The sequence below is a fragment of the Xanthomonas sp. DAR 34887 genome (assembly GCF_041245805.1).
GTDB lineage: Bacteria > Pseudomonadota > Gammaproteobacteria > Xanthomonadales > Xanthomonadaceae > Xanthomonas_A > Xanthomonas_A tesorieronis.
Genome location: NZ_CP162490.1, coordinates 4368470 through 4392894 on the forward strand (window position 1 = coordinate 4368470; position 24425 = coordinate 4392894).

The 24425-nt window shown below is 61.8% G+C and carries 19 protein-coding genes; 5 read left to right on the forward strand and 14 right to left on the reverse strand.

Going from position 1 to position 24425, the window contains the following annotated elements:
- Nucleotides 1-31: 31 nt before the first annotated feature.
- Together AB3X08_RS18580 and AB3X08_RS18585 are read left to right on the forward strand one after the other, a co-directional pair.
- A complete protein-coding gene (locus tag AB3X08_RS18580) occupies nucleotides 32-1378 on the forward strand; it encodes a phosphomannomutase (RefSeq protein ID WP_369934224.1) in 1347 nt (448 codons plus the stop codon).
- A gap of 55 nt (nucleotides 1379-1433) precedes the next feature.
- Nucleotides 1434-2837, forward strand: coding sequence for a mannose-1-phosphate guanylyltransferase/mannose-6-phosphate isomerase (locus AB3X08_RS18585; protein ID WP_369934226.1), 1404 nt, complete (start codon nucleotides 1434-1436; stop codon nucleotides 2835-2837).
- A gap of 80 nt (nucleotides 2838-2917) precedes the next feature.
- On the opposite strand, the gene rfbD is transcribed toward AB3X08_RS18585, so the two are convergent.
- Genes rfbD through rfbB form a run of 4 tightly spaced genes read right to left on the reverse strand, consistent with a single transcriptional unit; the run spans nucleotide 2918 to nucleotide 6388 of the window.
- On the reverse strand, nucleotides 2918-3835 hold the full coding sequence (rfbD, locus tag AB3X08_RS18590) for a dTDP-4-dehydrorhamnose reductase (protein WP_369934227.1): 918 nt from the start codon (nucleotides 3833-3835) through the stop codon (nucleotides 2918-2920).
- The gene (gene rfbC, locus AB3X08_RS18595) at nucleotides 3832-4389 is read right to left on the reverse strand and encodes a dTDP-4-dehydrorhamnose 3,5-epimerase (RefSeq protein ID WP_369934228.1); all 558 of its coding nucleotides are present in this window, start codon (nucleotides 4387-4389) and stop codon (nucleotides 3832-3834) included. The genes rfbD and rfbC overlap by 4 nt, the downstream gene beginning before the upstream one ends.
- Complete coding sequence (gene rfbA, locus AB3X08_RS18600; RefSeq protein ID WP_369934229.1) at nucleotides 4386-5273, reverse strand: glucose-1-phosphate thymidylyltransferase RfbA; 888 nt, start codon at nucleotides 5271-5273, stop codon at nucleotides 4386-4388. Before rfbA ends, rfbC begins: the two co-directional genes overlap by 4 nt.
- A 59-nt stretch (nucleotides 5274-5332) precedes the next feature.
- Nucleotides 5333-6388, reverse strand: a complete 1056-nt coding sequence (gene rfbB, locus AB3X08_RS18605) for a dTDP-glucose 4,6-dehydratase (protein ID WP_369938575.1) — start codon at nucleotides 6386-6388, stop codon at nucleotides 5333-5335.
- 240 nt (nucleotides 6389-6628) lie between these two features.
- Here rfbB and AB3X08_RS18610 point away from each other — a divergent pair, with 240 nt between their 5' ends.
- The 3 genes from AB3X08_RS18610 to AB3X08_RS18620 are packed head-to-tail and all read left to right on the forward strand — an operon-like array spanning nucleotide 6629 to nucleotide 9825.
- A complete protein-coding gene (locus AB3X08_RS18610) occupies nucleotides 6629-7375 on the forward strand; it encodes an electron transfer flavoprotein subunit beta/FixA family protein (protein ID WP_369934230.1) in 747 nt (248 codons plus the stop codon).
- Nucleotides 7375-8343: an electron transfer flavoprotein subunit alpha/FixB family protein gene (locus tag AB3X08_RS18615; RefSeq protein WP_369934231.1), complete on the forward strand. Its 969-nt coding sequence runs from the start codon at nucleotides 7375-7377 to the stop codon at nucleotides 8341-8343. Before AB3X08_RS18610 ends, AB3X08_RS18615 begins: the two co-directional genes overlap by 1 nt.
- A gap of 51 nt (nucleotides 8344-8394) precedes the next feature.
- A complete protein-coding gene (locus AB3X08_RS18620) occupies nucleotides 8395-9825 on the forward strand; it encodes a UbiA family prenyltransferase (protein WP_369934232.1) in 1431 nt (476 codons plus the stop codon).
- A gap of 123 nt (nucleotides 9826-9948) precedes the next feature.
- On the opposite strand, the gene AB3X08_RS18625 is transcribed toward AB3X08_RS18620, so the two are convergent.
- From AB3X08_RS18625 to AB3X08_RS18670, 10 genes are all read right to left on the reverse strand, one after another.
- The gene (locus AB3X08_RS18625; RefSeq protein ID WP_369934233.1) at nucleotides 9949-10647 is read right to left on the reverse strand and encodes a class I SAM-dependent methyltransferase; all 699 of its coding nucleotides are present in this window, start codon (nucleotides 10645-10647) and stop codon (nucleotides 9949-9951) included.
- Nucleotides 10648-11490: 843 nt separating this feature from the next.
- Nucleotides 11491-12615 carry a glycosyltransferase family 4 protein gene (locus tag AB3X08_RS18630; RefSeq protein ID WP_369934234.1) on the reverse strand — a complete coding sequence of 375 codons (1125 nt, stop codon included), beginning with the start codon at nucleotides 12613-12615 and terminating at the stop codon, nucleotides 11491-11493.
- A gap of 4 nt (nucleotides 12616-12619) precedes the next feature.
- Nucleotides 12620-12970, reverse strand: coding sequence for an EamA family transporter (locus AB3X08_RS18635; RefSeq protein ID WP_369934235.1), 351 nt, complete (start codon nucleotides 12968-12970; stop codon nucleotides 12620-12622).
- Nucleotides 12967-15261: a hypothetical protein gene (locus AB3X08_RS18640; RefSeq protein ID WP_369934236.1), complete on the reverse strand. Its 2295-nt coding sequence runs from the start codon at nucleotides 15259-15261 to the stop codon at nucleotides 12967-12969. The genes AB3X08_RS18635 and AB3X08_RS18640 overlap by 4 nt, the downstream gene beginning before the upstream one ends.
- 146 nt (nucleotides 15262-15407) lie before the next feature.
- The gene (locus AB3X08_RS18645) at nucleotides 15408-16337 is read right to left on the reverse strand and encodes an NAD-dependent epimerase/dehydratase family protein (RefSeq protein ID WP_369934237.1); all 930 of its coding nucleotides are present in this window, start codon (nucleotides 16335-16337) and stop codon (nucleotides 15408-15410) included.
- Entirely contained in the window at nucleotides 16321-17361 is a 1041-nt protein-coding gene (gene gmd / locus AB3X08_RS18650; RefSeq protein ID WP_369934238.1) for a GDP-mannose 4,6-dehydratase, read from the reverse strand. Before gmd ends, AB3X08_RS18645 begins: the two co-directional genes overlap by 17 nt.
- A gap of 98 nt (nucleotides 17362-17459) precedes the next feature.
- On the reverse strand, nucleotides 17460-20003 hold the full coding sequence (locus tag AB3X08_RS18655) for a glycosyltransferase family 4 protein (RefSeq protein WP_369934239.1): 2544 nt from the start codon (nucleotides 20001-20003) through the stop codon (nucleotides 17460-17462).
- Nucleotides 20003-22273 (reverse strand): methyltransferase domain-containing protein, encoded by a 2271-nt coding sequence (locus AB3X08_RS18660; RefSeq protein ID WP_369934240.1) that lies wholly within the window; start codon nucleotides 22271-22273, stop codon nucleotides 20003-20005. The genes AB3X08_RS18655 and AB3X08_RS18660 overlap by 1 nt, the downstream gene beginning before the upstream one ends.
- Before the next feature lie 40 nt (nucleotides 22274-22313).
- A complete protein-coding gene (locus AB3X08_RS18665) occupies nucleotides 22314-23606 on the reverse strand; it encodes an ABC transporter ATP-binding protein (RefSeq protein WP_369934241.1) in 1293 nt (430 codons plus the stop codon).
- Nucleotides 23603-24388 carry an ABC transporter permease gene (locus AB3X08_RS18670; protein ID WP_369934242.1) on the reverse strand — a complete coding sequence of 262 codons (786 nt, stop codon included), beginning with the start codon at nucleotides 24386-24388 and terminating at the stop codon, nucleotides 23603-23605. Before AB3X08_RS18670 ends, AB3X08_RS18665 begins: the two co-directional genes overlap by 4 nt.
- Nucleotides 24389-24425: the final 37 nt, after the last annotated feature.

The window sequence follows — 24425 nt, forward strand, 5'->3', positions numbered from 1 at the left end:
TCCGGGTTCCCCCATGCAAGGTCTCTCCTCTATGTCGCTTCCCGCATTCAAGGCCTACGACATCCGCGGTCGCGTTCCCGACGAACTGAACGAGGATCTGGCCCGCCGCATCGGCGTGGCATTGGCGGGGCAATTGGACAGCGGGCCGGTCGTGGTGGGCCACGACGTCCGCCTGGCCAGCCAGGGACTGCAGGACGCGCTGTCGGCCGGCCTGCGCGCCAGCGGCCGCGAGGTCATCGACATCGGCCTGTGCGGCACCGAGGAGGTCTATTTCCAGACCGACCACCTCAAGGCCGCCGGCGGGGTGATGGTCACCGCCAGCCACAACCCGATGGACTACAACGGCATGAAGCTGGTGCGCGAGCAGGCGCGCCCGATCAGCTCCGATACCGGCCTGTTCGCGATCCGCGACACCGTGGCCGCCGATACCGCGCCCGCCACCGTCCCGACCGCGGCCGAGCACCACCGCCCGGACAAGTCCGCCTATATCGCGCACCTGCTGAGCTACATCGACATCGGCTCGCTCAAGCCGCTGAAGCTGGTGGTCAACGCCGGCAACGGCGGCGCCGGCGCCATCGTCGACCTGCTGGCGCCGCACCTGCCGTTCGAGTTCGTGCGCGTGTTCCACGAGCCGGACGGTCACTTCCCCAACGGCATCCCCAACCCGCTGCTGCCGGAGAACCGCGCGGCCACCGCCCAGGCGGTCAAGGAACACGGCGCCGACTTCGGCATCGCCTGGGACGGCGATTTCGACCGTTGCTTCTTCTTCGACGAGAACGGCCGTTTCATCGAAGGCTATTACCTGGTCGGCCTGCTGGCGCAGGCGATCCTGGCCAAGCAGCCGGGCGGCAAGGTCGTGCACGACCCGCGCCTGACCTGGAACACCATCGAGCAGGTCGAGGAAGCCGGCGGCATTCCGGTGCTGTGCAAGAGCGGGCATGCCTTCATCAAGGAGAAGATGCGCAGCGAGAACGCGGTATACGGCGGCGAGATGAGCGCGCACCACTACTTCCGCGAGTTCGCCTACGCCGACTCGGGCATGATCCCGTGGCTGCTGATCGCCGAACTGGTGTCGCAGTCGGGCCGCTCGCTGGCCGACCTGGTCGAGGCGCGCATGCAGAAGTTCCCATGCAGCGGCGAGATCAACTTCAAGGTCGCCGATGCCAAGGCCGCGGTGGCGCGGGTGATGGAGCACTTCGCCTCGCATGCGCCGACGCTGGACTACACCGACGGTGTCAGCGCCGAATTCGCCGACTGGCGTTTCAACCTGCGCAGCTCCAATACCGAACCGCTGTTGCGCCTGAACGTGGAAACGCGTGGCGATGCGGCACTGCTGGAACAGCGCACCACTGAAATCTCCGATCTGCTGAAAGCATGACCGGTTTCGTGTCCTCCACCATTTCCTTCAACGCATCTATGGAGTTCCCCCGCCCATGAGCGACGTCCTGCCCATTATCCTGTCCGGCGGTTCCGGCACCCGGCTCTGGCCGCTGTCGCGCGAGTCCTACCCGAAGCAGTTCCTGCCGCTGGTCGGCGAGCACAGCATGCTGCAGGCCACCTGGCTGCGCGCGGCGCCCGTCGCCGGCCACGCGCCGATCGTGGTCGCCAACGAAGAGCACCGCTTCGTCGCCGCCGAGCAATTGCAGCAGATCGGCGTGAAGCCGCAGTCGATCCTGCTCGAGCCCAAGGGCCGCAATACCGCTCCGGCCATCGCCGTGGCGGCGCTGGAGGCCACCCGCAACGGCGCCGACCCGCTGCTGCTGATCCTGCCCTCCGACCACGTGATCCGCGACGAAGCCGCGTTCCAAGCCGCGGTGAAGGTAGCGGCGGCCGCCGCCGAGCAAGGCAAGCTGGTCACCTTCGGGATCAAGCCGACCGCGCCGGAAACCGGCTATGGCTACATCAAGGCCGGCGCCGGCAACGGCGTCAGCGCGGTCGAGCGCTTCGTCGAGAAGCCGGACCTGGCCACTGCGCAGGGCTATCTGGCCTCGGGCGAGTACTACTGGAACAGCGGCATGTTCCTGTTCCGTGCCTCGCGCTACCTGGAAGAACTGCGCCGCTTCCAGCCGGCGATCGCCGACGCCTGCAGCAAGGCGTGGGACGCAGCCCAGCGCGATGCCGATTTCACCCGCCTGGACAAGGATGCCTTCGCTGCCAGCCCGTCGGACTCGATCGACTACGCGGTCATGGAGAAGACCGCCGATGCTGTGGTGGTCCCGCTGGACGCCAACTGGAACGATGTGGGCTCCTGGTCCGCCTTGCTGGACGTCTCGCCGCAGGACGCGCAGGGCAACGCGCACCACGGCGACGTGATCGAGATCGATTGCCGCAACACCTACGCCTACGGTTCGCGGCTGATCGCGATGGTCGGGCTGCAGGACGTGGTGGTGGTGGAAACCGACGATGCGGTCCTGGTCGGGCACCGCGAGCGTATCCAGGAGGTCAAGGACATCGTGGCCAAGATCAAGGCCAGCGGCCGTTCCGAGGCCACCTGGCATCGCAAGGTGTATCGCCCGTGGGGCGCCTACGATTCGATCGACAACGGCCAGCGTTTCCAGGTCAAGCGCATCACCGTCAAGCCCGGCGCCACGCTGAGCCTGCAGATGCACCATCACCGCGCCGAGCACTGGATCGTGGTCAGCGGCACCGCCGAAGTCACCCGCGGCGAGGAAGTGCTGCTGCTCACCGAGAACCAGAGCACCTACATCCCGCTGGGCGTGACCCATCGCCTGAAGAACCCGGGCAAGCTGCCGCTGGAACTGATCGAGGTGCAGTCCGGCAGCTATCTGGGCGAGGACGACATCGTGCGCTTCGAAGACACCTACGGGCGTACTTGAGGCCTGCTGCAGCGAAAAGAAAAAAGCCGGGTCGATGCCCGGCTTTTTTCGTTTCCGCCTTCGGACCGGCCTGCGCCGCGTTATGCGGACTGCGGCGCTTGCGCGGCCAGCTCGCCGATCACCTGGCGCAGGCCATCGCGCCATTGCGGCAGCACCAGCGAAAAGTCGCGCTGCAGCTTGGAGATGTCCAAACGCGAATACGCCGGGCGCTTGGCCGGGGTCGGATATTCGGCCGTGACGATCGGCAGTACACGCGGCGCACGCGCCAGTAGGCCGGCGGCGAGCGCTTCTTCGAAGATCGCCTCGGCGAAACCGTGCCAGGTGGTCTCGCCGGCGGCAGTCAGGTGCCAGGTGCCCGATTGCGCGGCCTCGCGCCGTTCCAGGACCTGCGCGGTGACGTCGGCGATCAACGCTGCCGGCGTCGGCGTGCCGGCCTGGTCGGCGACCACGCGCAGTTCGTCGCGCTCGGCGCCGGCGCGGAGCATGGTGCGCAGGAAGTTGCTGCCATGCGCGGCATAGACCCAGGCGGTACGGAAGATCAGGTGCTGCGCACCGGAGGCGCGGATCGCGGCTTCGCCGGCGAGCTTGGTCGCGCCGTAAACGCCCAACGGCGCCGTCGGCGCGTCCTCGGGATACGGACGCGTGCCCTGGCCATCGAACACGTAGTCGGTGGAGTAATGCACCATCGGCACGCCATGCGCCGCACACCAGCCTGCGATCGCCGCAGGTGCCTCGGCATTGGCGCGCAACGCGGCGTCGTGCTCCTGCTCGGCGCGGTCCACCGCAGTATAGGCCGCCGCATTGACCACGGCGGTCGGCTGCAACCGGTCCAGCAGGGCACCCAGCGTTTGCGGCTGGTCGAAGTCGGCGGTCTCGCAGGCGCTGCCGTCGGGCAGGCGGCCGCTGCGCGTGGTCGCCAGCAACGGTCCGCACGCGCCCAGCGCGCGCAGCAGCTCCTGGCCGACCTGGCCGTTGGCGCCGAACACCAGAGTGGTCACGGCGCGTACACCGGCAAACGTTCGGCGGCGATGTCGGCCAGGAACGGGGCCACCGCATCCTTGGCCGACAGCACCGGCTGGCTGATCGGCCAATCCACGCCGATCGCCGCGTCGTCCCAGCGCACGCCGGCGTCGGCTTCCTTCACGTACACGTCGGTGCACAGATAGCTGAACACCGCGCGTTCGGACAGCACTGCGAATCCATGCGCGAAGCCTTCCGGAATCCAGAATTGCTTTTTGTTCTCTCCGCTCAACAAGGCGGCCACCCAGCGGCCGAAATACGGCGAACCGCGGCGAATGTCCACCGCGACGTCGTAGACCTCGCCCTCAAGCACACTGACCAGCTTGCCCTGCGGGCGGGGCCACTGGTAGTGCAATCCGCGCAGCACGCCCTTGGAGGACGCCGAGACATTGCTTTGGACGAACGCAGTTTCCAGACCGAGCTGGGCAAAACGCTCGGCATTCCAAGTCTCGAAGAAGTAGCCTCGCACATCGCCAAAGACTACGGGCTCGATCACCTTGCAGCCGGGCAGCGAGGTTTCAATGACTTTCAAAAGAGCTTCCCTCGTGTTGCCAGCGTTTGCAGATAGAGGCCATAACCATTCTTGGACAGCGGCATCGCCAAGCGCTGCAGCTGCTCGGCATCGATCCAGCCTTGCAGGTAAGCGATTTCCTCGGGGCAACAGACCTGCAAACCCTGACGTGCCTGTATGGTTTCGATGAAATTCGATGCGGCATGCAACGACTGGTGCGTTCCGGTATCCAGCCATGCGTATCCACGACCTAGCGCCTCCAAGTGCAACTCACCCACCTCCAGATAACGGCGATTGAGATCGGTGATCTCAAGCTCGCCACGCGGCGAGGGTTGCAGTTCGGCCGCGTAGGCGCTGGCATTACCGTCATAGAAATAGAGACCGGTGACCGCGTAGTTGGACCGCGGCTGTGCGGGCTTCTCTTCGATGTCGATGACCTTGCCGCTGGCGTCGAACTCCGCCACGCCGTAGCGCTCGGGATCATTGACCCAATAGCCGAATACCGTCGCTCCATGCTGGCGCGCGGTCGCCCGGCGCAGCACGTCGGTCAGGCCATGGCCATGGAAGATATTGTCGCCCAGCACCAGGCAACTCGGCTTGCCGTCGATGAACTCGCGGCCGATCAGATAGGCCTGCGCCAACCCGTCCGGACGCGGTTGCACGGCGTATTCGAAACTCATGCCCCATTGCGACCCATCGCCGAGAAGAGCGCGGAACAATGCTTGCTCGTGCGGCGTGTTGATGATCAGCACTTCCCGGATCCCGGCCAGCATTAAGACGCTGAGCGGGTAGTAGATCATCGGCTTGTCATAGATCGGCAGCAGTTGCTTGCTGATGCCTTGGGTAATTGGGTACAGCCGGGTGCCGGAACCGCCGGCCAGGATGATGCCTTTGCGTTGTGCCATGAGGTGCTTCCTTTGGAAATGCGCGCACGGTAGAAGCGCGGACGCATGAGTGGCCCGCGCTACGCCGCCGTACCGATGCGCTCCAACCGATAGCTGCCGTCGAGCACGCCCTGTACCCAGCGCTGATTGCTCAGGTACCAATCAACCGTGATTTCGATTCCCTGTTCGAAGCTGCATCGCGGCCGCCAACCCAACTCCTTCTTCAGCTTTGATGCATCGATCGCATAGCGCCGGTCGTGGCCGGGACGGTCGGCCACGTGGGTGATCTGGCTGGCGCGGGGCCTACCGTCAGCGCGCGGGCGACGCGCATCGAGCAGCGCGCAGATCGCCCGCACCACCTCGATGTTCTGTTTTTCGGCGTCGCCTCCGACGTTGTAGGTTTCGCCCACCCTGCCCTTGGCCAATACCACGCGGATCGCCTCGCAATGGTCGCCGACGAACAACCAGTCGCGCACCTGCTTGCCGTCGCCGTAGACCGGCAACGGTTCGCCGGCCAGCGCCTTGGCGATCACCAGCGGGATGAGCTTCTCCGGGAAATGGTACGGGCCGTAGTTGTTGGAGCAGTTGGTGGTCAGCACCGGCAGGCCGTAGGTGTGGTGGAACGCGCGCACCAAGTGGTCGGAAGCGGCCTTGGAGGCCGAGTACGGCGAATTGGGCGCGTACGGCGTGGTCTCGGAGAACTTGCCGGTCTCGCCCAGGGTGCCGTAGACCTCGTCGGTGGACACGTGCAGGAAACGGAACGCGGCGCGCGGCCCTTCCGGCAGCGACTTCCAGTGGTCGCGCACCGCTTCCAGCAGGCCAAGCGTGCCGACCACGTTGGTCTGGATGAACGCGCCGGGGCCGTCGATCGAGCGGTCCACATGGCTCTCGGCGGCGAAATTCAGCACCGCGTCGGGCTGGTGCTCGCGCAGAAGTCGGGCTACCAGATCGCGATTGCCGATGTCGCCGTGAACGAAAATGTGATTGCCATTGCCCTCCAGCGACGACAGTGTGGCGAGATTGCCGGCATAGGTCAGCGCATCCAGGTTGATCACCCGATGCCCCATCGCCACGGTAGCCAGTACGAAATTGCCGCCAATGAAACCAGCGCCGCCGGTCACGAGCCATGTCGCCAATGCCCTGTCTCCTGAAAGTCTTTGATTGGTTTGGTCGAGGCGAATGGCCGGCGCCCAACCGCAAAGGATAACCCTATGAAGCGAATGTGAGAGTCGGCGCCGGATCCCATTCAGCGCCATGTCGGCCACTTCCACCATACGCCCTCGCATGGTCCATCGCCGCCGGTTAGAATCCACCGACTGCCCCGCGCCAGCCGCCGCGGCCGGGCCTTCCCGCACTGCTGAAGGATCTCGTACAAGATGAAAATCCTCGTCGCCTACAAGCGCGTGGTGGACTACAACGTCCGCATCCAGGTCAAGCCGGACGGCTCCGGCGTCGTGACCGAGGGCGTCAAGCTTTCCCCCAATCCGTTCGACGAAATCGCCCTGGAAGAGGCGTTGCGCCTGCGCGACGCCGGCATCGCGACCGAAGTGGTGGTGGTCACCCTGGCCCCGGCCGATGCCGCCGCGCACCTGCGCAATGGCCTGGCAATGGGCGCCAACCGCGCCATCCACGTGGTCACCGATGCCGCGATCCAGCCGCTGACCGCGGCCCGCGTGCTGCTCAAGCTGGTCGAGCAGGAGCAGCCGGATCTGGTGATCCTCGGCAAGCAGGCGATCGACGACGATGCCAACCAGACCGGGCAGATGCTGGCCACGCTGTGGGGCCGCCCGCAGGCGACCTTCGCCGGCAAGCTGGTGGTCGCCGACGGCAGGGCCACGGTGACCCGCGAAGTCGACGCCGGCCTGGAAACGCTGGAAGTGGACCTGCCGGCGGTGGTCACCACCGACCTGCGCCTGAACGAGCCGCGCTTCATCAAGCTGCCGGACATCATGAAGGCCAAGAGCAAGCCGCTGCAGACCCTGGCCTTCGCCGACCTGGGCGTGGAGTCCAACGACAGCCTCGCCACCACCCATTACGCGCCGCCGCCCAAGCGCAGCCGCGGCGTGATGGTCAAGGACGCCGCCGAACTGGTGGCCGCACTCAAGCAGAAGGGGTTGCTGTAATGGCCAAGATCCTCGTCGTCGCCGAACACCTGAACGGCCAGCTCAACGCGGCCACCGCCAAGACCGTCAGCGCCGCGCAGGCGCTGTCGCCGGAAACCATCGACATCGTGGTGCTGGCCGCCGACCCGGCCGCCGTCGCCGCGCAGGCCGCGCAGATCGCCGGCGTCGGCCGCGTGCTGACGGTCGCCAATCCGGCCAACGAACACGCCATCGCGCAGGTGCTGGGGCCGCAGATCGCGCAACTGGCGCAGGGCTACAGCCACGTGTTCGGCCCGTCCACCACCTTCGGCAAGGATCTGATGCCGGTGGTCGCCGCGCTGCTCGGGGTCAACCAGATCTCCGACCTGATGGCGGTCGATGGCGACTACGCGTTCAAGCGTCCGATCTACGCCGGCAACGCCATCATCAGCGTGCAGGCACCGGCCGACCAGCCCGTGGTCGCCACCGTGCGCAGCGCCTCGTGGCCGGAAGCGGCCCGCTCCCGTGAAAGCGATAACGGCAGCGCGGCGATCGAAGCGGCGATCGAAGCGGCCAGCGTCAGCGCCACGCTGCCCACCCACACCCGCTTCGTCGGCCTGGCCGCGGGCAAGTCCGACCGCCCCGACCTGCAGAGCGCCAAGCGCGTGGTCTCCGGCGGCCGCGGCGTGGGTTCGGCGGAGAATTTCCAGATCATCTACAAGCTGGCCGACAAGCTCGGCGCCGCGGTGGGCGCCTCGCGCGCGGCAGTGGACGCCGGCTACGTGCCCAACGAACTGCAAGTAGGCCAGACCGGCAAGATCATCGCCCCGGACCTGTACGTGGCCGTCGGCATCTCCGGCGCGATCCAGCACCTGACCGGCATCAAGGACGCCGGCACCATCGTGGCGATCAACAAGGATCCAGAGTCGCCGATCTTCGAGATCGCCGATATCGGGCTGGTGGGTGACTTGTTCACCTTGTTGCCGGAACTGGAAGCGGCACTTGGTTGACCGGCACACACCGCAACGGACGGCAGCTGGCGTCCGCGGAAGGAAAAATCTTTGAACGCTGAAACGCCAGCCCGTCCTCGGGCGCTCTGTGTTGACCTGGATGGCACGCTCCTGCTCAGCGACCTGCTTTACGAATCGTTCCTGAGCATGCTGTCCTCCCGCCCCTGGCTGCTGGTGTGCATCCCGCTATGGCTGTTTCGCGGCAAAGCACACCTGAAGCGTAAGCTGGCCGCATTCGGAGTGGGGAGCGCTGCGGCGCTTCCCTACGATTCGCGGGTTTTGCAACTGCTACGCGAAGCCACGGACCGGCCGCGCGTACTGTGCACGGCCTCGGATGCGCAGCTGGTACATCCGATTGCTGAACACCTCAATCTATTTGATGAAGTACATTGCAGCGACGGACGAATAAATCTCGCGGGAAGCCGCAAGGCGCAGCTACTGCTTGAGCGTTTTGGCGAGAAGGGCTTTGATTACGTCGCCAACGACATGGTCGATCTCCGCATCTGGAAACATGCCCATAGCGCGTGGGTGGTGAACGCAGGACCGACTGTCTCGAAAGCTGCCGCAAGGGTCTGTTCCGTCGAGGCATACTGGCCACGCCACAGTAACAGCCCGTTGACTTGGCTGAAAGCCCTCCGCGTGCACCAGTGGCTGAAGAATTTGCTTGTCTTCGTTCCACTGCTGGCTAGCCACAGCTTTTCCCAGCTGGATGGCATTCTGACTTCCGCATTGGCCTTCACCGCTTTCGGCCTTTGCGCCTCCGGCGTTTACCTGCTGAATGATTTGTTAGACCTTGAATCGGATCGTGGGCATCCACGCAAGCGACGCCGTCCCTTTGCAGCAGGAGCCCTGGATTTGCGCGCAGGACTTCTTGCGGCGCCACTGCTAACGTTTGCTGGACTGGCGACCGCCTGGCTAGCATCGCCAGCCTTCTTGGCCGTACTCGCAACGTATTACTTGCTGACGCTTGCCTATTCACTGAAACTGAAACAGATCGTCATCATAGATGTAGTGACGCTCGCTGCGCTGTATACGATCCGCATCATCGGCGGCGCAGCCGCCATCGGCGTGACGCCCTCATTCTGGCTGCTGGCGCTGTCGCTCTTCTTGTTCCTGAGCCTGGCCATGCTCAAGCGCTTTACCGAACTCCAGATGACCCTTGGAGCGGGGAAGTCAGTCCCCAGCGGCCGCGGCTATCACGTGGAGGATCTCTCGCTCGTTCAGTCCCTGGGAACGGCATCTGGATTGATGGCCGTGTTGGTCCTCTGCTTATACATCAACACGCCGGACAGCCAGGCGCTATATAGCCACCCATTTTTCCTGTGGCTACTGTGCCCAATTCTTCTCTACTGGATCAGCCGAACATGGATGCTCGCGCACCGAGGCCTGATGCACGACGACCCCGTCGTTTTTGCAGTCAAGGATCGGGGCAGCCTGATCACAGTGTTGCTGGGGGCGGCCGCCGTCTTGGCAGCGATGTGATATGCGGGATCCAGAGCCATGCTCCGCCAGACCTGTGCCCCCGCATTTCATCCATGGAGCCTGCGTTTGCTGTCACGGAGAACGATTGCCTTAAGCAAAAACAACCAGAGCACCCGATACGTACTAGAGAGGCTTTTGCAGCACGAGGATCGTTGACTCGCCACTCCCGGGTGGCAGCACGAGCCTTGCAAATACAAACTGAAACAACGTCGGCCATCCCAGCAAAAACACTTCAGCGCGACCAAGCCTTTTCAGGATATAGGGAAAATCCCAAAGCCCGTCAGCAGCCTCCGCTACGCAGAAAAAACCTGCTCTTTTGAATACTTCACGCCATTGCCGATGCGTTTTGAGATTGATATGGGTTGGATCCGTTAGGGCGATCCAGTCTGCGCCTTTTCGTCTTGCTGCGACGCCTCCCGCATCAGGAGTTACTACCAATGCTCGCCCCCCAGGTCGCAAAACGCGGAACCATTCGGCAAGTATCTCTTCAAGGGGCGCGTCCTCAATGTGTTCAACCACATGAATAGAAACGATCCCGGAGAGGCTCGCGTCCCCAATCTCGCCAATGGAAGCGTGTATTGGAGCGCCTGTACGACGGGCAGCTTCCGCACGCGCCCAATCGCTAGCCTCGACGCCTGCCACCTTGAAGTGCCTGCGAAGATGATTCAGCAGAAACCCCGGTCCGCAGCCAAAATCCAACACGCTTCCGGAAGGAATGTACCGAAGCGCAAGCCGAGTAAAGAGACGCAGGGCGGGCCTGTCCCCGTTTTGCCCATTGCCATCGTAGTAAGCCTGCTGAAACAGCTCCGAACTGTCGTCCATAGCATCCTCGCAAGAACTCTCTCAGGTCAATCTATCTCGAGCCGTAAGGCTTTATCGCCACGACCATCTCAATTCGCGCCGCTTCAAGCAGTTGCCTGACGCGACCGCGGACTCATGCCCCGCGGTTTTTGATCGAGCCGAAAGGCAGAACGACCGCGCGCAACTAGGCTCAGATGGCTCACTAGCCCAGAATCATGCATCGAACCAAGGCTTGACAGCACAAGCAGAGGATCAGAAAGCCACTCCAGGAACCACATAAAAGAACTTGAATCTGAAGAAGAGGAGCCCCTCAACCTAAGCAGTGCGTCATTATAAGTTCGCTTCTTCGAAGCAAGCTTTATGCGTCACTTCATCGCCGAGCGCGCCTTTCTCCGCCACATGGGATTCATGGCAAAACGACAGCGCATGCCGGCGGCAATACGCGGTACAACAATCGCTACATGCCTCAGAAAGCCCCCCCCCCAACTGAGCCACCGCCCCAAGATTCCAGTGCGTCGCGCCGACAGCCCCTAGTGTCATTTGCAAAGAGATGACTGCACTGACTCGACACTCATAAGCTCAAGGTAGTCGGGAAGCGCTGCACAAGCAAGTCAAAGCCCGCTTCCTTCTTTGCCCCCCCCCCAAAGGGAGCACTCAAAGCATCGTTCATGCGTCGCAACCGACACCGAATATGCGTCCACGCAGGCACTGCGCGGCCACACCAACGGCACATCACTTTTATCCCCGTCAAGACGCGGGATCGCCAGCGACATTACTTCCTCAACTACAGAGAACGCTGCAGCACTCCCCGCACGCAATCTCGCATCCAGCACATACAACAAATTGATCAAGCAACGCCGGCTCTCACCCATGCGTGGCGGACAATAGCATATCTTCTTGCAGCTCGAAAAATCGCCGCAATGGGTATGCATGCAACGTCTGATCGCGCACTTGAGCACGCGTACGGCTGCCGTGCTGAACAATCATGCGCTCCATAGCGTCGGCAAGCGCGCGTGCGTCCGAACGTGGCACCACCTCCCCATTTCCCGTATTCTGCACAATTGTGCGCACACCCGGCAGATCCGACGAGATAACTTGCGCGCCACTGAGCATCGCCTCCAACTGCACCATGCCGAACGCCTCGTAGCGATTGACACTTGGCAGCACAAGGACATCCAGTTCAGCATAAAAGCGACGCAACTCATCCTCGCTTACGCGGCCACGTACCTCGGCAGCAGAACCCAGCGCCTGGATGCTGCCATGGATGGAGTCCATGACACTCCCGCCCGCAACATTATGCGTGTCACCCACGAGCACCAACCGCACCCTGTCGCCATATCGCCGATGCACATCAGCGAACGCGTCCAACAGTACTGGAAGTCCCTTTTCCGCAACAAATCGACCAACAAAGCCGAACCTGAAGACACCGTCCGCAGCCGCTTCTGCGTCCAGAAACGGCATATCCTTCATCGGCGCCAGGACTTCATGCTGCTTGTAGCGCACTGCCTTCAGCCAATCTGATGATGCTGCATAGTCATGGGTGATAACCCCTACGTCTCGGGCCCGACGGGTCGCAAGCCAGCAAGAGAGCCGCGTCACCGTCACCGCCAACTTATCCACTAGCCCACCAACGACCGCCATATCGCACTGGTAATTCACTACAAGTTTGCGTGACGGGACAAGAAGCGATAACACACCGGATTCAAGCATCGGCATATGCAGGTTGATTACATCATGATGCCGAGAAATCCTAATGAAATCAGCTATAAAGCGCCAACTGAGCACTCCTTTATGCAGGCGAGCAAACACGGGAGAACGAATGACACGCACCCCACCCACTACCTGCTCGTTGGGCAGCGACGAATCGTGCTGCGTAGTAAGCACCGTCACGTCGTGACGCCCTGCAAGGTCTTCCGCAAGCATACGCGCATACTCTGTCACGCCGCTCATGTAGGGCGTGTAGTAGGTCAGCACAATCAATATCTTCATAGGCTCAGCTCGCACTGACCAGTACTACACCCAGAACGATCAGCGCAATGCCGCTTGCGCGCAACGGGCCGATATGTTCGCCCAAGAACAGTACTGCCATGACTGGCGTGACGACGTACGTGAGCGCGATCATCGGCTGCAGCTTTGTCAGGGGCATGAACTTCAGCAGCACGACCCAAGATACGAGCGGAATCATCTGCATGATCATGCCCGCGACCAGCGAAGGATTCTTCAGAGCAGTGGCCAGGAGAACGACCATGCCGTCCGAATACACCACGCGCTCTGCTCCAATCTTGAGCAATATCGTGCCGCACGCACCTAAGCCAACGAGAAAGAATACGAGAAGAAAAATCATGGCTCTTTACCGACGACTGCCGAAGAGTGATCGACGCCAGCCGCAGAAGATTCCGAAGAAGCGCGGCACTCTACCGCCGCCCTTGTCACCTGCCAAAGGGCACCTGGTGTATTGGCACCGTCATCGAATCGAAAGCGCTGCCAACCCCGCGAAAGGGGCAACAGTATCCCCTCAGGTTTCCATTGCATTTCACGTGCAAAGATCACTTGCGCGCCCTCAGCACTGAGCTTAAAGGTTGCCTTGGGCCATGTAGGGAGTGGGTGGCCGGAAACACGTAGCGCACAAACTTCGCCCTGCCTCGCCCAAGACAACGCTTCGATCTCGAAGCCGCTTGCCACGGGACAGCCCTGGCCGTTACAAGGCAACCACCCCCATCCCGAGACAGCGAGCGCAGGAGAAGTCTTTTCGAGGTCGACGACCGAATACTCCGTGGACTGTATCGTGGCCTGGGGCGGATACACAAAAGGAGAAAAAACACCATCAAATGACTTCAGTTGCACCAGCCAGCGAGCACGTTGCAGCCTAGCGAGCGTGTTGCCCAAGACCCTGCGTGTATACCCTCCCCGCATGCCCTCCTGATCAAGCTTGGGTAGATATGCATGCCCCTTGCTGGCATGAATAAGATATGCAATGTAGTGAGACTTTTGGAAACGCTCCACACTACTAGTACCGGTATCATCGATGACCCAATCCGCATCGGCGCCACGTACTTGCAGATCGCGCTGAAAATCCGAAGACAAACCATGTAGCGTCTTCCAACTAGCAATCACCTGCAGCGATGGACGGAGCTGAAGCCAAATTGCTGAAAGCATCAGAAGTAGAATCAGACCACCAACCAGTCCGCTAACATTGGTCCAGGATGTACGAACGACAGTAAATGCTCGGCGTATTGAAATAATCGCAGCACCTGCGGCGAGCACGCACGCCAAAGTACCGATCATCTGTACAACCTTGTGCTCTCCATATGCATACTGACGTATTTCTACGAAAGAAACGAGCAACACCCCCACCACCAGGACAGCTAAAAGAGCTCCACGAGTACGCTTTGCGAACAAGCTAGCTACTATAACCAGCGCTGCGAGCGTCAACCCATTCCCCAACATGCCTTTAGTGACATAGGGCGACCCATTTACGACCATACCAGCGAATGGAGAAGCCAGCCATGTCCATGGACTGGCATGCAGATACATCCCTTCCCATTGCCCACCCGCGGCGATCGCATTGACATCGCGCGCGGAGCGGAGCAACTGAACAATCACTATATTGGCACCGATGAAGAAAGCTGACGCACAGACTGCACCGTCGCGAATAAAGTTCTTTAGCGACTTATCACTCAACGAAAAGTTAATAACACCAATCGCAGCAACGATAACGGCGGGCCCGGCAGCCTCGCCGTACACATGTGAAGCAAACGCAGCACCGAACCCCGTCATCAAAGGACGGCGCCACCAGACTTGATCCTCATGCAACGAAAGAGCCAACACCATTCCCGCGGCAGCGGCACCAAATGTCGTTGCAACGTTGCTGTTGATAGCTGCAGCCATCAATGTCGGCGAGAAATATACGATCGCTAAAATGGCAAAGCACACCGAAGCCCATAGAATTGATGCCCCTTTCCCGGTAAAGCCACTCTGCACGATCAACGGCAGAAATCCGGCACCCAGCAAAAGGATACCTAACGATGCAGAGACGAGCATATCGTTAGCGGAGGTACCACCTCCATATGCCAATGCCTGAGCAAGCATCGAGAAAGTTCCTGCTCGATAGACGGGGCAATCGTTACCGACATAGACGGCGCCTAAGCGGCAGCTACCCAGGCCCAGCTTATCCGCTACTACCGACGGGTCTGCATACACGGCATTCTGCGCGGCCCAACGAGCACCTTCGTAATAGAAAAGTGTATCGTGGTTCGATGTTTCCACCAGCCAATAATGCTCGGCATCAACACGCAGCGTGGTCATCCAGCCCGCAAAGACAACTAGAATAACCAGGCAGGCAATCCAGTAAAGTACGCGCCATCCACCCTGTGCACGAAAGCTCCACAGCCTCGGCACCGCCATCGCCGCCGTGGCGATCAGCGCAAGATGAATAATCCTACCGGGGACCCACAAGCTCAGGTTCACGATAGAGACAAGAATCAAGATGATACCAAGCGATAGACGAATCGCCTGTTCCTGCGCCGACGCCCCTACTATCCCTTCATTGCCTAAACGAAAGCGAACCAACCATGATGCGGTCAGCAGCACGAATAGCGCGGATATACCCAAACTCACCAAAGTGAGCACATACATTGGCATGTATCAAACTCCCGATCGGCGCACTCCCTGCAACCGCTTTAACATGAGGATCGTTGCCGCCAATCGGCCCAGCGGCTACCAGGTTCATGGCCTATGCTGTGGCAGCATAGCTCTGCCATCTGCCAGGGATCGGCGATGAATCAACCCGACGTGAGCATCCACTCCAGCGTGTTGCGGAGTGGCGGCTGCTCAATCGAACCAATTAGAGATTGCAACAACGTGTTACTGCCTTTGAGAACAATCACTTCGTTTGCACGAACGAAGGCAGGATTGACCTGAATCTCAATATTATGCCCGGTGAGCTCGCGACATATTGCCACTACGTCGCGAAGGGAATGCGCAATACCTGAGCAGACGTTCACCTTTTGACCACAGGCTTCTGGGCATTGCAACAACCGTCGATAACACTCCACCACGGATCGAACATCACCAAAATCTCGCCACACATCGATATTTCCGAGCTCGATGACGGCCTTACCCTGCCGAAAGTGGGACACGATTTTGGGAATAAGGAAGTTCAACGCCTGACCAACCCCCGTATAGTTGAACGGGCGGGTCACTACGAGCGGCAGCCTGTCACGCCACAGGTCGGCCACATACTCCATCGCCAACTTGCTCACCGCGTAATCGTTTGCCGGCGAAGGAGTCACGGACTCGTCGATCACGCCTTCCGTCGAGTTACCATAAACATTGGCGCTACTGGCGAGCAGCACGCATTCAGGCATGTGAGGCGACTCAGATAACGCGTGCAAGAGAGCGCGCGTACCCAGCAGATTCACGTTGTAGAAGTCTTCAACGTTACCGTGGGCCACATATGCCATCGCAGCCAGGTGAACCACCTGGTCTGCCCTAGCTTCCTCAATTACCCGCCTCACGCCGTCCGCATCGCGTAGGTCAAGCAAGCGAAACTCGTCTGCAGCTGATGCGCCAGATGCTTCCGGTGCGCGGGCACCGGTCGCAATGACATAGCACCCCTGGGCCTTCAGCTCCGCAACCATGTACGTACCGGTGAACCCGGACGCTCCGGTGACCAGAACTCGCTTGCCTGTCAGATCAGAACGAGAAGCCACGCTCGTTCCTCTTCAGGTCGGCTTCGACCATCATCTGGCACAGTTGCTCCAGCGTGGTCTGCGGCTTCCAGCCGAGCACCGCCTCGGCCTTGGCAGGATCGCCGATGAGCAGATCGACCTCTGCCGGGCGATGGAATTTGGGATTGATGCGAACCATCGTCTTCCCGGTCGCGACATCCACCGCCGTCTCCTGAATGTCCTGGCCACGGAACTCGACCTCAATGCCGGCGCCCTTGAATGCCATACGCACGAAGTCGCGCACGGTTTCCGTTCGGTTGGTGGCCAGCACGAAGGTGTCGGGCTGCTCGGCCTGTAGCATGCGCCACATCCCCTCTACATATTCCTTGGCGAAGCCCCAGTCACGCTTGGCATCGAGATTGCCGAGCTCAAGCACGTCCAACAGCCCCAATTTGATCTTGGCGACCGAGTCGGTGATCTTGCGGGTGACGAACTCGCGTCCACGCAACGGGCTCTCATGGTTGAAGAGGATGCCGCTGGACCCGAAGATGTCGTAGCTTTCGCGGTAGTTCACCGTGATCCAGTGCGCGTACAGCTTGGCCACGCCGTACGGGCTGCGCGGATAGAACGGGGTGTCTTCCTTTTGCGGAATGGCCTGCACCTTGCCGAACATCTCCGACGTGGAGGCCTGGTAGAAACGGATCCTCGGATTCAGCAGGCGAATCGCCTCAAGCAAGTGCAACGCACCCACGCCGGTGATCTGGGCAGTGGTGGTGGGCTGCTCGAAGCTGACGCCGACGAAGCTCTGCGCGGCAAGATTGTAGATTTCGTCGGGCTGAATCCTCTGCACCATCGCGATGGTGGTGCCGAGATCGGTCAGATCGTATTCGACGAGGTGCAGCTTCGGATGACCGGAGACGCCGAGTTCGTCCAGGCGCCAGAAATTGACCGAGCTGGTCCGCCGATAGGTTCCGAAGACCTCATAGCCCTTGGAGAGCAGGAGCTCGGTCAGGTACGCGCCGTCCTGACCGGTAATGCCAGTGATGATTGCCTTCTTGTTGCTCATGTTCTCTCTCTGCTCTGCATTTTTGTCTATTGCGCGTCACCCAAGCACTTACCTGGCTCCAGCCTCGGAAGGCGGCCGCAGGGATTCGTACTTGGTACTCAGGAAGTATAGTTCATCTGGCCCCGCGCCTCGGCCGGGGCCTCGCCGGCCTCCGGCAAAGCACCCGTAAGTACCGCCCCCAGTTGGCTGGCGCTTTGGTTCCAGGTCAGCCATGGCATCGCATCCGGCCGCGGATGCCGATCCTCGCGGTAAAGGGCGGTCCAGCGCAGCAATGCGTTGGCGATGTTCACCGCGCTGCGCCCATCGAAATAGAATGCATGCGAACCGGCCACTTCGCGAAACACCGGGATATCGCGCGCGATCATCGGCTTCCCCCGCTGCGCGGCTTCGATCAGCGGCAACCCGAAGCCTTCACCCTCGGAAGCTGCGATCAGGCAGGTACTGTTGGCATAGAGCTGATCCAGATATTCGTCGCTGGCACCCTGCAGCCAGAACAGGTTGTGGCCGGACTGAGGGTGCTGCAACAGGCGTTCGCTCAGTTCGTCCACCAGCCAGCCCTTCTTGCCGACGATGACCAGCACATGGTCGTAGCCCTGCTCCCATAGCTTCTCGAAGGCGTCGAGGATCTGGGCATGGCCTTTTCGCGGCTCCAGCGTACCCACCATCAGGAAACTGGTGTTGCGCTTGATCCGCATCAATACCTGCTCCGCGTTCTGCGGCATGCCCCTGGACGGCTGGCTGCCGTCGATATCGGCGCCCAGATGAAACCAGTCGATCTGCGCGTTCGTTTCGATGCCGTTCTCGCCGATCCAGGCCGCGACGTCGTCTGCCACCGCGCGCGAGATACAGACCAACTGGTCCGACACGCGCAGGATGTCGCGCAGCCAGCGCTCGTGCATCTGTCCGCCAGGCTGCGGCCACCACTCTGGGTTGCGGATCGGCAGGATGTCGTAGACGACGAAGCTGATCTTGACACCACTGCTGCGGAAGTAATCGAACCAGTCGGGCAGCAACGACACGCAATCGCCAACCAGATCCAGGCCGAAATAGATGTCGCCGGCGTGGCAGACCAGGGTCTCGTCAGCTCCCATCTCCTCGCCCAGCAAGGCACCCGCGTACTCGTTCGCGCACACGTAACGTCTGCCAGCGCGATCGATCCGGATGAGTTGCATTCGGTACCCTGGAGGCGCGCGCCGAGCCCACTCGGACACGATCGCGCGGGTCACGCGCTGGATGCCCGTCCGATGGTCGTGCGCCGCGAGCTCGGAGACGTCGATCATGATCTTCGGCTGTACGGGGCCGATCGAGCGGTCGATCGCATCGGCCAGCGCCATCAGCTCTGCCTCGTCGGCCTGTCCCGCTTTCGCCAGTTTCCGCGGTAGCAGGCCGAGCACCTCGTCGCGATAGGCATGGCCGCCCGGACCCTGCGCATGGAGCTGTTCGCACGCGGCAATGAAGCTCGCGCCGACACGCTCCCACGCATAGTCCTCGGCGCGCGATACGGAATATCGGCGCAGCTGTGCCATGAGATCGGCCGAACCCAGCGCCGCCGCCATGCGCTCGCGAATCGACTCCACGCTCATCGGATCGAACAATGCGGCAGGTTCCAGCACGATCTCCTTCACGCTGGAGGCGTTGGACGCGATCACGGCGGCGCCGCACGCCATCGCCTCGACGACCGGAAGGCCGAAACCCTCGTGCCAGGATGGAAACGCAAACAGGCTGCACTCGTTGTACAGACCGACGAGCTCCTCGTCGGTCACATAGCCGGTGAAGCGCAGTTCGCCCTCCGCCAGTCCCAATTCGGCGGCCGCGCGGTTGAGTTCTTCCACGTGCGGCGCATGCATGCGACCGGCAAGTACGAGCTTGTGCTGCAGGCGCAGGTCAGGCGCGAGCCCAGCATACGCCTGCAGCAGGCGCATGAGGTTCTTGCGGTAATCGGAGCCGCCCGTATACAGGACGAAACCACCTGTCAGGCCGAAGCTGCGACGCACCGCAAAGCGGGCTGGATCGTCTTTCTCCAGCACGCGGAACACCGGATCGCACGCGGCGGAAATGTTGTACAAACGCTCCGGATCGCAGCCGACCACCTCGATCGCCTCCCGCGAGGAACTCTCGGAGATGGAGAACAACGCGTGCGCCGCCTTGAGCTCCGAGATCTTTTCCTCGTAGAACGCGCGGTAGACCGGGTCCGGATCCAGGTAGATCTCGGGGTTCAGACAGGGAATCAGGTCGTAGAGCGTCACGATCGTGGGCACACCGGCAAGACGCCCGACGCTGACCACCGAGTTGTCCACAAAGCCTTCGAACAGGCTGGACACGAACACGAAGTCCGGCTCGAGCGCCGCGAGGGCCGCTTCTCGGATCAGGCAAGCCCGCTCCCGCCGCACGAGATTTTCATGGTCCTTGGCGATGACCGGCATCGGCGCATGCCAGACATGAATGCTCGCCGCAGGCAGAATCCCGGCGAACGCCGCACGGATCTCCTTGACCGAGTCCGCGAAAACTCCGTTGAGCGCCAGATGGATGTCGTGCCCGCCTGCCTGCCGCGCCACGGATTGAGCCAGGGAAAGGCTATAACGGCCGATGCCGCGGTAACGGCTCTCCGACTGTGCTCCTTGCAGGTCCATCACGATGCGCATCAATTCACCCCCGATTGCTCGGCCTTGAGCCTGTCAAACCATTCCCGTCCATGCCCTGTCAGCCTCGACAGCGCGCTATCACGGTCCGCATCGGAGAAGGAACCCACCTGCCCCAGCGGCACCGGCGGTGGCAGAACGTCAACGACGATATGTTCCTGGACTGCGACCCGGCGGAGCCTGGAATGCAACGATGGCACGCGTCGGAGCAGCGCATTCATCGAGCGCGCCAGCAGCGGCCGCTGCATGACCCGGCGGATACTGGCGGCGGCGAGACGACGCGTCGCCGCCGTGGGCGTTCGCACCAGGCGGGCAGCGAAGCGGATCGGCTTGGTGAGGCGCCACGAGCGGCTGGCCAGGACAATGGCGAGCTGCCGCTCCGCGTCGACCGCGCGCAGGTGCCAATGATGCGCATTGGACAGCGAGGCTTCGAGCGCCGCCTTGGCCTGCTCCGCCTCGTGGCGGTAGTCGGCGTTGCGCGCGTGCAACAGCTCCATGCGATGCCGGATGGCGGAAATGCGCTCACCCTCCGATTCGTGCTGCCAGCTCCACTCCGAGATGGTTTTCTGATTTTCCTCAAGCAGTTCGGAGATCGCGGACTCGTGCCGCTGAAGCAGTTCTTCCACGGCGCGCTGCCCGTGGGCAACCGCTTCGGCCACAGCCTGGTTCTTTTCCTGGACCAGACGCGCGATCAAATGCTCCTTTTCCTCGCCGAGTAGAGTCACGGCTCGCGCCCGCTCTTCTTCCAACCCGGCAAGCGTCTGCTCGCGCTCGTTGGCGCGCAAGAACCAGTGATGCGCATTGGCGAGTGACTCCTCGAGCTCCTTCGCCAGCCCTTCGCGCTCCCGGCCAAGCGTCGCGTAAGCGCGCTCATAGATCAGCAGCCCGCGCTCGTAGGCGGACGCCAGCGCTATCCACGACGGAAGCGGCTCGGCCCCGGCCTGTGCGGCGAACTCCTGCAGCAACCGATAGCGCCATTGCGGGCGCGGCATCGCGAACAGCTTCAGGAATGCAGCCTGATAGCGGAGCGGCAGCATGGATACGTCGAGCAACGGCCGGCGCAACGGATCGGGCTTCTTGACGTGGCCTTGGATCACCTCCCGAAAAGTGATCAGCAAGGCCAGGAACAGGTCGTCCGGCCATGCACAATCGGTCGCGTCCGCGGAGATCGCGCCATAGTCGATCAGCGTAACGCTGCTCTCCGGCGACACGAGAATGTTCCAGCAACGCACGTCGTTGTGATAGAGGCCGGCATCCTCCAGAACAACCAGTTGGGCCAGCAAGTCGTCGAATACGCGTTCGTAGGCATAGGGCTCGTGGGCCGACATGACCTCCGAGAGCAGTCTGCCGGGAAGCATTTCGCGGACGATCCAGGCGCAACGTTCATCACGAAAGGCGCGCACCAGACGCGGCGCGGCAAATCCAGGCGGGACATTGGACAGGAACGCCACCTCGCGCTCGTACTCGAGCAGGTTGAGCGCGCCCCGCGCCTCGTCGTCCAGCGCCAGTTGCTTGAGGATCGTGCCCTCGCCGAAGAAGTAGCGGCGCGTTCCGCGATGACTGCCCATGGCGTCGGAATGCGACTCGAAGCGCATGGCGATGATCTTCGAGAGTTCATCACCAAGAAACCAATAGCGGGCGCTGGCGAAATAGATCGGCCGCTCGATCCCGGACAGATGGGTGGGCTGGAAGCCAAGCACCCGCCGGAATGCATAAGGATGCAACAGATCCTCGGGCCGCTCGGGTTGCGAAGGCCCCCAATAGAGCGGCTCTTCGCGCAACGCCAATTCGTAGATTGCCGCTATGGTGCTGTCCGCCAGCTTCCCGAACAGCTCGCGCACCTTATCCACTCCGTGCGCATGGACCAGATGATGGAACACGCTGAGCCCGAACACTAGGTCGTACTGGCCCGGCTGCAGCCGGGCCAGAAAATCCTCGATGCTCGCGCATTCGAATGTCGCGCCGGCGAGCCCGCTATCGCTCGCCAGCGCCTGACACACGGCCACGTTGCGATCGAGAAAATCCACGCCGTGCACACTGTGGCCGTCCGCGGCCATGTTCAGCGAGAAATAACCCTGCGCACAGCCGAGATCGAGCACGCGAAGCCGGCGTCCCAGTGCCCCTTCGAGACGCTTGGCGCAATCGCGGATCAGGACGAGGCGATCTTCGCAGCCACGCGACGCGTCGCTGGACAGCTCGGGATGCGCATAGATCGGCTGGTACTTTTCCGGCAGCGCCGCCACCAGATCGGCCAGAGCAAGATTGTCGGTCATCGACCATGCTCCCGCGAAGAAAAAGTGGTCGCCCACGTGTTCATGCCGCCCCCTCGACAATGCCGAACCCGGCCTTCATATCCACGATCCCCCAGAACTGCATGGCGCGACCGACGTCCAGCAACAGCGCATCGTAGCGGCGGTCCAGCGGCACCAGTTCGGCCAGCGGATCTCCGCTGGAGACGCCGAGCGAAACCATGTAATGCCCCTGGTTGAGATCGAGGGGCATGGTGAACTTGCACACCACCACCTCGCCGGCCCTGGCCGAGATCCGATCGCGACCTTCGCTGGAAAGGAAGGAGTTGGTGCCGTAGAGGAACAGGCCCTCGAGTGTCTTCAGCAGCAATCCGGGGACCACATTCTCGACGTCGGTATCGAAGGCGATTTTCATGTAGAACTCGGTCTTGGCGCCGCTGTCCAGACGCGCTGGGAATTGCTGCGCTCCACTGACCACCATGTAGTCGACGATCCTTGCACCACCCTGTCCCCAACGGTGCTCGCTGCGATTGTAGTAGGGGCGCGTGTGGAACACGTCCTCGCTGCCGCCCCCCATGTCCGCTGCCGCCGCGACGGTTTCGACCGGATGGGCGGCGACGGCCGACGTCCTGCCGAACAGCTCGTCCAGGTACAGGTTGGAAACCTCGCGGGCAGGCCCGTCGGCATGCACGCCGCCGTCCTTGATGAAGATCACCCGGTCGCAATGCTTGACGATGTCGCCCACCGCGTGGCTGACCAGGATCAGAGTGGTCCCCTGGTCCTTGAACTCCTGGATCCGGCGGAAGCACTTCGCCTGGAAATAGGCATCGCCGACGGACAGCGCCTCATCGACGATCAGGATGTCCGGGCGGAAGGCGGTCGCGACTGCGAACGCGACGCGCACCTGCATGCCGCTGGAGTAGGTGCGTACGGGCTCGTCGAAGTACTCGCCTATCTCCGCAAATTCCTGGATTGCCGGAATCACTTCGTCGATCTGCTGCAAGGTATAACCCATCAAGCCCGCCGAATGCCTGGCATTCTCGCGGCCGCTAAGATCGGGATTGAAGCCCATGCCCAGTTCCAGGATCGCGGCGATGCGCCCCCCGCGGACGATGCGGCCCTCGGTCGGCTGCACCGTGCCGGTGATCAGCTTGAGCAGCGTGCTCTTGCCCGCGCCATTGCGCCCCACCACGCCTACGGATTCACCAGGGCTGATCGAGAACGAAACGTTTCGCAGCACCCAGTGCTCCTGTTGCGGCTGCACCGGCAATCCGAACCAGTTGGCAGCACGCAGCCATTCGCTGCCCCACACCCGATAGGATTTGCCGACACCCTCGACATGCATCACGCCGCTCATAGCGCATCCACCATTTCCTGGCTCGCCCGGCGGAACACCACCAGCGAAGCGAAGGCGAGTACGACGGTACTGACCGCCATCGGCAACAGATCTCGCCAGACCGGAGCCTGGTCGTACAGCAGGACCCGCTGATAACTGGTCACCAGCGGATACATGGGGTTGAGCCGGAACAACTCCTGCACGCCCGCAGGGAGGATATTGATGCTATAGACAATCGGCGTCAGCCAGAACAGGGCCTGCAGAACCACCGGAACGACCTGTCCAATATCGCGGACGAACACGTTGAAGACGCCCAGCAGCAGCCCGATCGCCATGGCGAACCCGAGCGTGAGCAGCATCAGCAGCGGCAACCACAGCGTCTGCACGCCAGGATAGTGCCCAAGCAAGGCGAAGACGGCGAAGATCGCCACCAGCAACAACAGGTTGTTCACCAGCATCGCGCCGCCGGCGATCATCGGCAGGCAGATCCGGGGAAACGCCAGCTTCTTCATCAGATTGCCGTTCTCGACGAACAACGACACGCAGCGGCTGATGGTCTCTGCGAACATGCTCCAGCACAGCGTGCCGGACATCAGGTACAGGGCATAGGCGTACTTGTTGTTCACGCCCGGCAGCTTGGCTGCCAGCACCTCGGACAGAATGGTGGCGAAGATCAGCACCTGCATCAGTGGGTGGATGATCATCCACAGCGCGCCCAACTTGCTCCTGACAAAACGCATCCTGAGGTCGTTCCTGATCGACGACAGGATGAAATAGCGATAGGCCCATATGGACCGCATCATGTCCAAAATCTATACCTCTCTATGTCTCTGCTGCGGA